Genomic DNA, 11,958 nt, shown 5'->3' with positions numbered 1-11,958 from the left:
AACCAAGGAAGTCGCTCGTGACCAAGATCATCGCGCTGACCAACCAGAAGGGTGGCGTCGGCAAGACCACCACTGCCGTCAATCTGGCGGCGTCGCTGGCGGCACTCGATCGCCGCGTTCTGCTGATCGATCTCGACCCGCAGGGCCATGCCACCATGGGCAGCGGCATCGACAAGCACGACCTCGAAGGCAGCGTGCTGGATGTGCTGCTGGGGGAGCTGCGTGCCAGTGACGTGATTCTCGATTGTCCCGATGCCGGCTACGCCCTGTTGCCCGGCAATGGCGACCTTACTGCCGCCGAGGTCGATCTTCTCGGTGTCGAGGGGCGTGAGCGCCGCCTCACGGAAGCTCTGGCGCCGATCGCCGCGGAATATGACGTGGTACTGATCGACTGCCCGCCCTCGCTCAACATGTTGACCGTCAATGCCCTGACCGCCGCCCATGGCGTGCTGATCCCGCTGCAGTGCGAGTTCTACGCGCTGGAAGGTCTGTCAGCGCTGCTCGATACCGTCGAGCAGATTCAAGGCAACGTGAATCCGGCCCTCGACGTGTTCGGGATCGTGCGTACCATGTACGACGCTCGCAACAGTCTGACCCGCGATGTCAGCAAGCAACTTTCCGATTACTTTGGCGATACCCTGATCAAGGCGACCATTCCGCGCAACGTGCGGGTGGCGGAAGCGCCGAGCCACGGCCTGCCGGTGACCAAGTATGCGCGTCTGTCGCGTGGCAGCCAGGCCTATCGGGTGCTCGCCAAGGAATTGATTCGTCGTCTCTCGCTGTAACTTCACCGAGGAAGGTCCATGACGCGTAAGCGTGCCCTGGGAAGGGGCCTGGATGCCCTGATTGGCGCCGGAAACCGCCGCCGCCATGTCGAAGCCGATATAGAAGTCGATGGCGACGCCATCGATGCGTCACCGGATGCCGCGCTGGCCGCGAATCCGGCCGCTGCCACGGCGGAATTGCCCAGCGAGCGCCTCGAGCGCCTGCCGCTCGGGCAGCTGCAGCGTGGCAAGTATCAGCCACGGCGTGACATTCAGCCGGAAGCGCTCGAGGAGCTGGCGGATTCCATCCGGGCTCAGGGCGTGATGCAGCCCATCGTGGTGCGGCCGGTGGGGGAGGGGCGCTACGAGATCATCGCCGGCGAACGCCGCTGGCGTGCCTCGCAGCTGGCGGAGCTGGATACCATCCCCGCCGTCGTCCGCGAAGGCATCAGCGATGAGATCGCGCTCGCGCTGGCATTGATCGAGAATATCCAGCGCGAGAACCTCAATCCGGTCGAGGAAGCCCTGGCGCTCAAGCGCCTGCTCGAGGAATTCGAGCTGACCCAGCAGCAGGTGGGCGACGCGGTCGGGCGTTCACGCGCCCAGGTCACCAATCTGCTGCGACTGCTGACGCTGGAACAGGAAGTGCAGACCCTGCTGGAGCGCGGTGAGCTCGACATGGGGCACGCCCGTGCTCTGATCGGCCTGACTCCGGCACGTCAGCGCAAGCTGGCCCATGAAGTCGTCGAGCGCGAGCTGACCGTGCGCCAGACCGAAGCGCTGGTGAAAAGCGTGCAGAAGGGTGAGCAGCCCAAGCCGGCACCGGCGCGACCGGACGCCGACATCCAGCGTCTGGAAACGCGCCTCTCGGAGCAACTGGGTGCCGCCGTCAATATCCGTCACGGCAAGAGCGGCAAGGGCAAGGTCACCATCTCCTACACCAGTCTGGATGAGCTGGACGGCATTCTCGGCCATATCCACTAGTGGGCGAGCGGGGGAGGGCTGACCGCGCGTCACACCTCCCCAGGCGGCAATTTTCCGCGTGACGGATCACGATCCTCTTTCGCGCCCCTGTGACTCATTGTCGCAGGGGCGCGAAATGCATCTGACATTCAAGATATTGAAGGATGTTGCTGACGTCAGGTTGTGATTCATGCAACCCTGTGTCGCTCGCACCGCAAGCGACTGTCAACGTAAGCAAACTGTCATCGGTTTCCCGCAAGATAGTGAGGCTTTGGTCGTAAGCTTGCGAAAGATCAAGGAATTTAGCTTGTCGTTTGGTTGATGGCGGTGAAGCGCTCCCCTATAATCCGGCGAGTTTGCTCCCGGGCTGTGTCCAGCGCAGCGCCAGAAATGGCGAAGGCCATCATTGCGAGACACAGGTCCAAGATGCACAAGACGACACCCGCTGCTCTACAACGCCCTCAGGTGGCTCGATTGCTCTGGGGCCAGGCGCTGGTCATCGTGATTGCCGTCTTGCTGGCGGGAGTGATGAAAGGCAGTGGTGCGGCGCTTTCCGCGCTGTGTGGTGGGCTGGTCTGCCTGCTGCCCAATCTGTTTTTCGCCTGGCGTTCACTGCGTGTGACCGGTGCACGCTACGCCCAGGCAATGGTCAAGGCCTTCTATCAGGCCGAGGCCGGTAAGTTCGGTTTGACGGCCGTATTGTTTGCGTTCTTCTTCATCGCAGTGCCGCCCTCAAACCCCGCTTTATTTTTTTGCGCTTACGTGGCGGCAATGGCGGTTCACTGGCTGGGCCCCTGGCTGGTGAAGCGAACACCGTACACACGAACCTGAGGCAGAGTCATGGCAGGCACCAACCCGAGTCCCTCCGAATATATTCAGCACCACCTGCAGAATCTGACGTACGGCAACCACCCGGAACACGGATGGTCACTGGCGCACAGCGCTCAGGAAGCGGCCGACATGGGATTCTGGGCCATCCACCTGGATACCATGGGCTGGTCCATCGGTCTGGGCCTGATCTTCCTGTGCCTGTTCCGCAAGGTCGCCAAGTCCGCCACCACTGGCGTTCCCAGCGGTCTGCAGAACTTCGTCGAATTGATGGTCGAGTTCGTCGATCAGTCCGTGCGTGAGACCTTCCATGGCCGTTCACGCCTGATCGCACCGCTGTCACTGACGATCTTCTGCTGGATCTTCCTGATGAACCTGATGGACTTGATCCCCGTCGACTGGCTGCCTGGCGTTGCTGCCAAGGTCGGTGAGATGTTCGGCGCCGATCCGGCTCACGTGTTCTTCAAGGTGGTGCCGTCCACTGACATCAATGCCACGCTGGGCATGTCATTGTCCGTGTTCGCGCTGATCATCTTCTATTCCATTCGCGTCAAGGGCCTCAAGGGCTTCCTGGCCGAACTGACGCTGCACCCGTTCAACACCCCGAACAAGCTGGCACAGATCGCGCTGATTCCGGTCAACTTCCTGCTTGAGTTCGTGACGCTGATCGCCAAGCCGATCTCTCTGGCGCTGCGTCTGTTCGGTAACATGTATGCAGGCGAGCTGATCTTCATCCTGATCTCGCTGGTCGGTATCTGGCAGCTGCCCCTGCACTTCCCGTGGGCGGTCTTCCATATCCTGGTCATCACCCTGCAGGCATTCATCTTCATGATGCTGACCATCGTCTACCTGAGCATGGCCAGCGAAGACCACTGATGTAATTCGCCCCGCGCCATCCGTGGCGTGGGGCAAGATTTCCGAGCTCTGCTCACACCCTCAACCCTTGACTTAAACTTGACTAAAACTGGAGTTCCACAATGGAAGCACAAGTTCTTGGCATGACCGCTATCGCCGTCTCCCTGCTGATCGGCCTGGGCGCCCTGGGCACCGCCATCGGTTTCGGTATCCTCGGTGGCAAGTTCCTGGAAGGCGCAGCGCGTCAGCCGGAAATGATCCCGCAGCTGCAGGTCAAGATGTTCATCGTCGCTGGTCTGCTGGATGCCGTGACCATGATCGGTGTTGGTATCGCGCTGTTCTTCACCTTCGCCAACCCGTTTGTCGGTTAAACATCGGCTGGCCTCCGGCCTACCGTGTTTTTGACCCAACAATCGTGAAGCGAGAGGTGCTGGCGTGAATCTGAACTTAACCCTGATTGGTCAGGCCATCGCCTTTGCGGTCTTCGTTTATTTCTGCATGAAGTATGTCTGGCCGCCGGTCACACAGGCTCTGGCAGAACGTCAGAAGAAGATTGCAGATGGTCTGGATGCTGCCAGCCGTGCTACCCGTGACCTCGAACTGGCGCAGGAAAAAGCCACCGAGACTCTGCGGGAAAGCAAGGATGAAGCAGCACGCATCATTGAGCAGACCCATAAGCGCTCCAACCAGATGATCGAGGAAGCACGTGAAACTGCACGTGCGGAAGGCGAGCGTCTCGTTGCGCAGGCCCGTGCCGAAATCTCCCAGGAGATCAACCAGGCCAAGGACGAGCTCCGTGGTCAGGTCGCTGCTCTTGCAGTGGTCGGCGCCGAGCGCATCCTGGAATCCTCCATCGACGAAGCCAAGCACCGCGAGCTGATTGACAAGCTCGCTGCCGAGCTCTGAGGAGACTGATTCCATGGCTGAAACGTCTACCTCCACCGCGGCTCGCCCGTACGCCAAGGCGGCGTTCGAGTTTGCACGCGGCCAGCAGGCGCTAGAGGCCTGGTCCGGCATGTTGTCGACAGCGGCGCTCGTCGCTGTCGACGCAAACGTCAAGGCGGTGCTCGACAACCCCAAGCTCTCCACCGAGCACAAGGTTGGCACCTTCCTGGACGTGTGCGGTGAGGCGCTGGATGACAGCGCCCGCAACTTCATCCGGACTCTCGGTGAGCAGGACCGCCTTGCGGCCCTGCCCTCCGTGGCCGAATTGTTCGAGGCCCAGAAGGCCGAGCAGGAACAGCGTGTCGAGGTGACCCTGGTGTCTGCCTTTGCACTGGAGAGTGAGCAGGAAGAAAAGCTCGCCACTGCCCTGCGCAAGCGTCTGAACCGCGACATCTCCATTACCACTCAGGTGGATAGTACGCTGCTCGGCGGCGTCATCATCCGTGCCGGAGATACCGTCATTGACGGCTCCGTGCGCGGCAAGCTGGCCCGGCTTTCCGAAGCACTGAACTCCTGAGTCCGAGGGACATGGCATGCAGCAACTGAATCCTTCCGAGATCAGCGACATCATCAAGCAGCGTATCGAAAAGCTTGACGTCGCATCCGAAGCCCGTAATCAGGGCACCATCGTCAGCGTCTCCGACGGCATCGTGCAGATCCACGGCCTCGCAGACGTCATGTTCGGTGAGATGATTGAATTCCCGGGTGGCGTCTTTGGTATGGCGCTTAACCTTGAGCGCGACAGCGTCGGTGCTGTCGTTCTGGGTGACTACCTCCAGCTCGAAGAGGGCATGACCGCGCAGTGCACCGGTCGTATCCTCGAAGTGCCGGTAGGCCCGGAAATGGTCGGCCGTGTGGTCGACGCGCTGGGTAACCCGATTGACGGCAAAGGCCCGATCGACGCCAAGCTGACTGACGCGGTTGAGAAGGTCGCTCCGGGCGTCATCGCCCGTGAGCCGGTCGACCAGCCGGTGCAGACAGGTCTGAAGTCCATCGATGCCATGGTGCCGATCGGCCGTGGTCAGCGCGAGCTGATCATCGGTGACCGTCAGATTGGTAAGTCCGCCATCGCGATTGATGCCATCATCAATCAGAAGGGCAAGGGCATTACCTGCGTCTACGTCGCCGTCGGCCAGAAGCAGTCCACCATTGCCAACGTCGTGCGCAAGCTCGAAGAGCACGGCGCGATGGAACACACCATCATCGTCGCTGCTGGCGCTTCCGATCCGGCTGCCATGCTGTTCCTGGCACCGTACGCCGGTTGCACCATGGGTGAGTACTTCCGCGACCGCGGTGAAGACGCGATGATCGTCTATGACGATCTGACCAAGCAGGCATGGGCGTATCGTCAGATCTCCCTGCTGCTCAAGCGTCCGCCGGGCCGTGAAGCCTACCCGGGTGACGTCTTCTATCTCCACTCCCGTCTGCTTGAGCGTTCCGCACGCGTCAACGCCGATTATGTCGAGCAGTTCACCAAGGGTGAAGTGAAAGGCAAGACCGGCTCCCTGACTGCGCTGCCGATCATCGAGACCCAGGGTGGCGACGTGTCTGCGTTCGTTCCGACCAACGTGATCTCCATCACCGACGGTCAGATCTTCCTCGAGACCAGCCTGTTCAACTCCGGCATCCGTCCGTCCATCAACGCGGGTCTGTCTGTTTCCCGTGTCGGTGGTGCTGCTCAGACCAAGATCATCAAGAAGTTGGGTGGTGGTGTGCGTCTGGCACTGGCTCAGTACCGTGAGCTGGCAGCTTTCTCCCAGTTCGCCTCTGATCTGGACGAAGCGACCCGCAAGCAGCTCGAGCATGGTCAGCGTGTCACCGAGCTGATGAAGCAGAAGCAGTACTCTCCGATGTCCGTGGCCGACATGGCGATCTCGCTGTTCGCGGCCAACGAAGGCTACCTGGATGACGTCGACGTCGCCAAGGTGCTGGGCTTCGAGAAGGCGCTGCTGGACTTCATGCGCTCCGAGCACGCGGATCTTCTGGACAAGATCAATCAGTCCGGCGGCTACGATGACGAGATCAAGAATGGTCTCAAGGCTGGCGTCGAGAAGTTCAAGGCGACTCAAAGCTGGTAAGTGGCATGGCCCGGCCAGTCCGGGCCCTGTCGTTTCCCTTCGGGTGGCATGAATAAGGCAGATCGCTATGGCAGCTGCAAAAGAGATTCGCTCCCAGATCGGGAGCATCAAAAATACGCAAAAGATCACCAGCGCCATGGAAATGGTGGCTGCGTCCAAGATGCGTAAAGCGCAGGATCGCATGGCGGCCAGCCAGCCTTATGCTCATCAGATCCGCAAGGTTGTAGGACACATCGCCCGGGCCAACCCGGAATATCGCCATCCGTATCTGATGGAACGCGATGTGAAGCGTGTCGGTTATATCGTGGTCTCCAGTGATCGCGGCCTGTGTGGTGGCCTGAACGCCAATCTGTTCAAGGCTGTCACCAAGCATGCGAAGAGCTGGCGCGACCAGGGTGTCGAGGTGGACTTCTGTGCCCTCGGCTCCAAGGCCGGTACCTTCTTCCGCAACTACGGTGGCAACCTGCTTGCCGCCAAGTCCGGTCTCGGGGATTCCCCGGGTACCCAGGATCTGATCGGTAGCGTCAAGGCCATGCTGGACGCATTCGACGAGGGCAGCCTCGACCGTCTGTACGTGGTGTTCAACGAGTTCGTCAACACCATGACGCAGAAGCCGGTCGTGCGTCAGCTGCTTCCTCTCGAAGCTGATCTGAATGACGAAGAAACCGGTCCCACTACATGGGACTACCTGTATGAGCCGGATGCCGTCTCGTTGCTCGACAAGCTGCTCAAGCGCTATGTCGAGGCCCAGGTCTACCAGGCCGTGGTCGAGAACATCGCCTGCGAACAGGCAGCGCGAATGATCGCAATGAAGAGTGCGACCGATAACGCCGGCGACCTGATCGACGACCTTCAGCTGGTCTACAACAAGGCCCGCCAGGCAGCGATCACTCAGGAAATCTCCGAGATCGTATCCGGTGCCGCCGCCGTCTGATGACAGCGTGGCAACAGGCAAGCAGGTTTCAATCGCAGGTTTAAGAGGAACCAGGAATGAGCGGACGTATCGTACAAATCATCGGCGCGGTGATTGACGTCGAGTTTCCGCGGGACGCAGTGCCCAAGGTCTACGACGCCCTGAACGTCGCCGATAGCGAGACCGTACTCGAAGTCCAGCAGCAGCTGGGCGACGGCGTGGTCCGTACTATCGCAATGGGTTCGACCGAAGGCCTCAAGCGCAGTCTCGCAGTTGAGAGCACCGGTGCTCCGATCTCCGTGCCGGTTGGCACGGCGACTCTGGGTCGCATCATGAACGTGCTGGGTCAGCCGATCGACGAAGCTGGCGACGTGGGTGCTGAAGAGCACATGCCGATTCACCGTGCAGCCCCGAGCTTCGCGGAACAGGCAGCGTCCAACGAGCTTCTGGAAACCGGCATCAAGGTCATCGACCTGGTCTGCCCGTTCGCCAAGGGCGGCAAGGTCGGTCTGTTCGGCGGCGCCGGTGTCGGCAAGACCGTCAACATGATGGAGCTGATCCGCAACATCGCCACCGAGCACAGCGGTTATTCCGTGTTCGCGGGCGTGGGTGAGCGTACTCGTGAAGGTAACGATTTCTTCCACGAAATGAAGGAATCCAACGTTCTCGACAAGGTTGCCCTGGTCTATGGCCAGATGAACGAGCCGCCGGGTAACCGTCTGCGCGTGGCACTGACCGGTCTGACCATCGCCGAGAAGTTCCGTGACGAAGGTCGTGACGTTCTGCTGTTCGTCGACAACATCTATCGTTACACCCTGGCGGGGACCGAAGTGTCCGCACTGCTGGGTCGTATGCCGTCCGCGGTAGGTTATCAGCCGACTCTGGCGGAAGAGATGGGCGTCCTGCAGGAACGCATCACTTCTACCAAGACTGGCTCGATCACTTCCGTGCAGGCCGTCTACGTCCCCGCGGATGACTTGACCGATCCGTCTCCGGCGACCACCTTCTCGCACCTTGACGCGACTGTCGTACTGTCCCGTCAGATTGCCGAGCTGGGTATCTATCCGGCCGTTGACCCGCTCGACTCCACCTCTCGTCAGCTCGACCCGCTGGTCGTTGGCGAAGAGCACTACAACACTGCCCGTAACGTTCAGGGTGTGTTGCAGCGCTACAAGGAGCTGAAAGACATCATCGCCATCCTCGGGATGGACGAGCTGTCTGACGAAGACAAGCAGACCGTGGCACGTGCGCGCAAGATCCAGCGCTTCCTGTCACAGCCGTTCTTCGTTGCGGAAATCTTCACCGGCGCGCCGGGCAAGTACGTGTCCCTCAAGGACACCATCCGCGGCTTCCAGGGTATCCTGGACGGCGAATATGACGCACTGCCGGAGCAGGCGTTCTACATGGTCGGCACCATCGACGAAGCTGTCGAGAAAGCCAAGGGCATGTAATTTCCCTGTTCAGGCATGAGGAAACAGGTATGGCTATGAGCGTCCATTGCGACATCGTCAGCGCTGAGAAAGGCATCTTTTCCGGCCTGGTCGAGCGTCTCGTGGCTGCCGGCAGCGAAGGTGACCTCGGCATCATGCCGGGTCACGCTCCGCTGCTGACCGAGCTGCAACCCGGCCCGATTCGCGTTCAGCGTCAGGGTGGGGCCGAGGAAATCTACTACGTCAGTGGCGGATTCCTCGAAGTGCAGCCGAACCTCGTTTCAGTCCTCGCCGACACCGCAGTACGTGCCGACGATCTGGATGAGGCGGCAGCCCAGGAAGCCAAGGAAGTGGCCTTGAAGGCCATGAACGACCAGGCTTCCGAACTGGAATACTCACGCGCCACGGCCGAACTGGCCGAGGCGATGGCCAAGCTGCGCACCGTGCAGCAGATGCGTCGTCACACGCGCTGAGATGCACTGGGCCATGACGGCCAGTGACAGGAAAGAGGCGACCTTCGGGTCGCCTTTTTTTGTGCTCATCACCCGGGAATGGACAGTCTTGCCGCTGGGGTAGCCTGGCGCGATTCAGGGCTGAGCGTGCTCATCCGTCAGCACCTTGAGCGCTGAGCCGCTTGGCTGAGAGCTCTTGCGGGAGCACTGCTACTTTCTCGGGTCTGTTCTCGGCGACAGTCCCGTGGGTAAACCTCGTCACTGGCAGGTCACGGATCAGCTGCTATCATGGCGCCACTATTTTCAGGGCTTCAGGTATGAAGACCCGCTTTCTACAGGAGTTCACCGATGAGCAGCGCAGAGCGTACCGACGTCGTCATTCTTGCCGCAGGCCAGGGCACCCGCATGCGTTCCAGATTGCCGAAGGTGCTGCACCCGCTGGCAGGCAAGGCGATGGTGTGTCATGTGGCTGACACCGCCACAGGCCTGGACGGTGCGCATCTGAATGTCGTCATCGGTCATGGTGGTGAGCGCGTCCAGCAGCAGCTGGCCGATACCGGCGCCAGCTTCGCGGTGCAGGCAGAGCAGAAGGGCACCGGTCACGCCGTGGCCCAGTCACTGGACGCCATCGGTGATGGCAAGGTGCTGATCCTGTATGGCGATGTGCCGCTGATTCGTCGCGAGACCCTCGAGGCGCTGCTGGCCGAAGTCAGTGAGCAGACCCTGGGCCTGCTGACGGTGATTCTGGAAGACCCGACAGGCTATGGCCGTATCGTGCGTGACGCCGAAGGCCGCGTCAGCGCCATCGTCGAGCACAAGGATGCCACGCCGGAGCAGCTGGCCATCCAGGAAGGCAACACCGGTATCCTCGCCACCACTGGTGCCCAGCTCAAGCGCTGGCTGCCGGCGCTGTCCGCCGACAATGCCCAGGGCGAGTACTACCTGACCGACATCATCGCCATGGCAGCTAGCGAAGGCGTCAACATCGCCACCGCCCAGCCGGCGGCGGTCGAGGAAGTGCAGGGCGTCAACAACCGCCTGCAGCTGGCCGATCTCGAGCGTGCCTTCCAGCGTCGTGAGGCCAACCGCCTGATGACCGAAGGCGCCAGCCTGGCCGACCCGTCACGCATCGACGTACGCGGCAAGCTGACCATCGGCACTGACATCAGCATCGATGTCGGCTGCATCTTCGAAGGCGACGTCACCCTGGCGGATGATGTGGTCATCGGCGCCCACTGCGTGATCCGCAATGCCACCATCGGTGCCGGCGCCAACATCGCGCCGCACAGCGTCATCGACGGCGCCGTGCTGGAAGGCGACAACAATGTCGGTCCGTTCGCGCGTCTGCGTCCGGGCACCGAGCTTGCGCGTGGCGCACGCATCGGCAACTTCGTCGAGACCAAGAATGCCCAGGTCGGTGTCGATGCCAAGATCAATCACCTGAGCTATGTCGGCGATGCCACCCTCGGTGAGGCCGTCAATGTCGGCGCCGGCACCATCACCTGCAACTACGATGGTGCCAACAAGTTCCGCACCGAAATCGGCGCCAATGCGTTCATCGGCTCCAACTCGGCGCTGGTGGCACCGCTCAAGATCGGTGCCGGTGCCACCGTGGGTGCCGGCTCTACCTTGAGCCGCGATGTCGCCGAGGGCGCGCTGAGCGTGGCGCGTGGCAAGCGCATCGACAAGCCGGAATGGCCGCGTCCGACCAAGAAGTGATCGGCAGCTGTGATCCGCAGCAGTGGTAGCGATGCTTGTCCCTGAGGGGAGATGAGCATCACCGGCGGGGAGGCACCGACAGGTGTCTCCCCGTTTTTCGTCACGGCCGGTTGTGCTGGATGACCTGCCAGGAGTGAATCTTCTCATCCTCTATCGTCTTTCACTTGATGTTTCGATTCATCTCTCTTATCTTTCGGTTCGAAACTTTATGGGGGTCCCCGATGTCAAAGCGACTGACACCACAACGGCGTCACCAGATCCTTGATCAGCTGGCGCGTGACGGTGAGGTCAGTGTCGAGGCACTGGCGCGGGAGCTTGCCACCTCGGAGGTCACCATCCGCAAGGACCTGGCCTTCCTCGAGAAGAGTGGCCTGCTGCTCAGACGCTATGGCGGCGCCGTGGCCATGCCGCGTGAGCTGCTGGTGCATGACGAGCCGGTCAGCGCCGCCAAGCAGGCCATCGCCCGTCTCGCCGCGAGCCGTATCCGCGCGCACCAGCGCATCATCATCGACAGCGGCACCACCACGGTGGTGTTGATTCCCGAGCTCAAGGGCCGGGATGACCTGATCGTGATGACCAACTCGCTGAGCGTGGCCAATGCCATCCGTGAGCTGGAAAACGAGCCGGTGCTGCTGATGACCGGTGGCACCTGGGACCCGCACTCCGATTCCTTCCAGGGTCAGGTGGCGGAGCAGGTGCTGCGCAGCTATGACTTTGATCAGGTGTTTCTCGGCGCGGATGGTCTCGATCTCGAGCGTGGCACCACCACCTTCAACGAGCTGATCGGCCTGTCGCGCGTGATGGCCGAGGTGTCGCGTGAAGTGGTGGTGATGGCGGAATCCCACAAGCTGGGCCGCCGCATTCCCAACCTGGAGCTGGCCTGGTCCAGCGTCAGTACCCTGATAACCGATGACGCGTTGCCTGATGCTGCGCGTGACCAGATTCGTGCTCATGGCGTCGAGGTGTTGATCGCCCCGCTCATCGAGCCAGCAACTGCATAAGGAGATCGCT

General features: G+C 61.2%; 13 protein-coding genes. All 13 read left to right on the top strand.

The window, feature by feature from the left end; all coding sequences use genetic code 11:
• Positions 1-17: 17 nt before the first annotated feature.
• The 13 genes from AOG28_RS10290 to AOG28_RS10230 all read left to right on the top strand — a co-directional run bounded on the left by AOG28_RS10290 (position 18) and on the right by AOG28_RS10230 (position 11,948).
• Positions 18-785, top strand: coding sequence for a ParA family protein (locus AOG28_RS10290; RefSeq protein ID WP_043331702.1), 768 nt, complete (start codon positions 18-20; stop codon positions 783-785).
• 18 nt (positions 786-803) lie between these two features.
• Entirely contained in the window at positions 804-1,748 is a 945-nt protein-coding gene (locus tag AOG28_RS10285; protein ID WP_054556361.1) for a ParB/RepB/Spo0J family partition protein, read from the top strand.
• 405 nt (positions 1,749-2,153) lie between these two features.
• A complete protein-coding gene (locus AOG28_RS10280) occupies positions 2,154-2,558 on the top strand; it encodes an ATP synthase subunit I (RefSeq protein WP_043331819.1) in 405 nt (134 codons plus the stop codon).
• Between the two features lie 9 nt (positions 2,559-2,567).
• Positions 2,568-3,431: a F0F1 ATP synthase subunit A gene (atpB, locus tag AOG28_RS10275; RefSeq protein WP_043331706.1), complete on the top strand. Its 864-nt coding sequence runs from the start codon at positions 2,568-2,570 to the stop codon at positions 3,429-3,431.
• A 101-nt stretch (positions 3,432-3,532) separates the two neighbouring features.
• Positions 3,533-3,781 carry a F0F1 ATP synthase subunit C gene (atpE, locus tag AOG28_RS10270; protein ID WP_011508579.1) on the top strand — a complete coding sequence of 83 codons (249 nt, stop codon included), beginning with the start codon at positions 3,533-3,535 and terminating at the stop codon, positions 3,779-3,781.
• Positions 3,782-3,845: 64 nt separating this feature from the next.
• Positions 3,846-4,316: a F0F1 ATP synthase subunit B gene (locus AOG28_RS10265; RefSeq protein WP_043331708.1), complete on the top strand. Its 471-nt coding sequence runs from the start codon at positions 3,846-3,848 to the stop codon at positions 4,314-4,316.
• Positions 4,317-4,329: 13 nt separating this feature from the next.
• Positions 4,330-4,872 carry a F0F1 ATP synthase subunit delta gene (locus tag AOG28_RS10260; RefSeq protein ID WP_043331710.1) on the top strand — a complete coding sequence of 181 codons (543 nt, stop codon included), beginning with the start codon at positions 4,330-4,332 and terminating at the stop codon, positions 4,870-4,872.
• Between the two features lie 16 nt (positions 4,873-4,888).
• Complete coding sequence (gene atpA / locus AOG28_RS10255; protein WP_043331712.1) at positions 4,889-6,433, top strand: F0F1 ATP synthase subunit alpha; 1,545 nt, start codon at positions 4,889-4,891, stop codon at positions 6,431-6,433.
• Between the two features lie 67 nt (positions 6,434-6,500).
• Complete coding sequence (gene atpG / locus AOG28_RS10250; protein WP_043331714.1) at positions 6,501-7,367, top strand: F0F1 ATP synthase subunit gamma; 867 nt, start codon at positions 6,501-6,503, stop codon at positions 7,365-7,367.
• 56 nt (positions 7,368-7,423) lie between these two features.
• Positions 7,424-8,797 carry a F0F1 ATP synthase subunit beta gene (gene atpD, locus AOG28_RS10245; protein ID WP_043331716.1) on the top strand — a complete coding sequence of 458 codons (1,374 nt, stop codon included), beginning with the start codon at positions 7,424-7,426 and terminating at the stop codon, positions 8,795-8,797.
• Between the two features lie 29 nt (positions 8,798-8,826).
• Positions 8,827-9,249, top strand: coding sequence for a F0F1 ATP synthase subunit epsilon (locus tag AOG28_RS10240; protein ID WP_054556360.1), 423 nt, complete (start codon positions 8,827-8,829; stop codon positions 9,247-9,249).
• Positions 9,250-9,576: 327 nt separating this feature from the next.
• Complete coding sequence (gene glmU, locus AOG28_RS10235) at positions 9,577-10,947, top strand: bifunctional UDP-N-acetylglucosamine diphosphorylase/glucosamine-1-phosphate N-acetyltransferase GlmU (RefSeq protein WP_054556359.1); 1,371 nt, start codon at positions 9,577-9,579, stop codon at positions 10,945-10,947.
• Positions 10,948-11,168: 221 nt separating this feature from the next.
• Positions 11,169-11,948 (top strand): DeoR/GlpR family DNA-binding transcription regulator, encoded by a 780-nt coding sequence (locus AOG28_RS10230; RefSeq protein ID WP_043331724.1) that lies wholly within the window; start codon positions 11,169-11,171, stop codon positions 11,946-11,948.
• Positions 11,949-11,958 lie beyond the last annotated feature (10 nt).

The organism is Cobetia sp. UCD-24C, from assembly GCF_001306765.1.
GTDB classification, from domain to species: Bacteria; Pseudomonadota; Gammaproteobacteria; order Pseudomonadales; family Halomonadaceae; genus Cobetia; species Cobetia amphilecti.
Note: the sequence above shows the minus strand (reverse complement) of the source record. Positions and strands in the feature narration are given on the sequence as shown.

What these genes read in the sequence shown, in the direction of transcription:
- AOG28_RS10285 (WP_054556361.1), top strand. Translation starts at nt 804, where the DNA reads ATGACGCGTAAGCGTGCCCTGGGAAGGGGCCTGGATGCCCTGATTGGC.
- AOG28_RS10280 (WP_043331819.1), top strand. Translation starts at nt 2,154, where the DNA reads ATGCACAAGACGACACCCGCTGCTCTACAACGCCCTCAGGTGGCTCGA.
- atpB (WP_043331706.1), top strand. Translation starts at nt 2,568, where the DNA reads ATGGCAGGCACCAACCCGAGTCCCTCCGAATATATTCAGCACCACCTG.
- atpE (WP_011508579.1), top strand. Translation starts at nt 3,533, where the DNA reads ATGGAAGCACAAGTTCTTGGCATGACCGCTATCGCCGTCTCCCTGCTG.
- AOG28_RS10260 (WP_043331710.1), top strand. Translation starts at nt 4,330, where the DNA reads ATGGCTGAAACGTCTACCTCCACCGCGGCTCGCCCGTACGCCAAGGCG.
- atpA (WP_043331712.1), top strand. Translation starts at nt 4,889, where the DNA reads ATGCAGCAACTGAATCCTTCCGAGATCAGCGACATCATCAAGCAGCGT.
- atpG (WP_043331714.1), top strand. Translation starts at nt 6,501, where the DNA reads ATGGCAGCTGCAAAAGAGATTCGCTCCCAGATCGGGAGCATCAAAAAT.
- atpD (WP_043331716.1), top strand. Translation starts at nt 7,424, where the DNA reads ATGAGCGGACGTATCGTACAAATCATCGGCGCGGTGATTGACGTCGAG.
- AOG28_RS10240 (WP_054556360.1), top strand. Translation starts at nt 8,827, where the DNA reads ATGGCTATGAGCGTCCATTGCGACATCGTCAGCGCTGAGAAAGGCATC.
- glmU (WP_054556359.1), top strand. Translation starts at nt 9,577, where the DNA reads ATGAGCAGCGCAGAGCGTACCGACGTCGTCATTCTTGCCGCAGGCCAG.
- AOG28_RS10230 (WP_043331724.1), top strand. Translation starts at nt 11,169, where the DNA reads ATGTCAAAGCGACTGACACCACAACGGCGTCACCAGATCCTTGATCAG.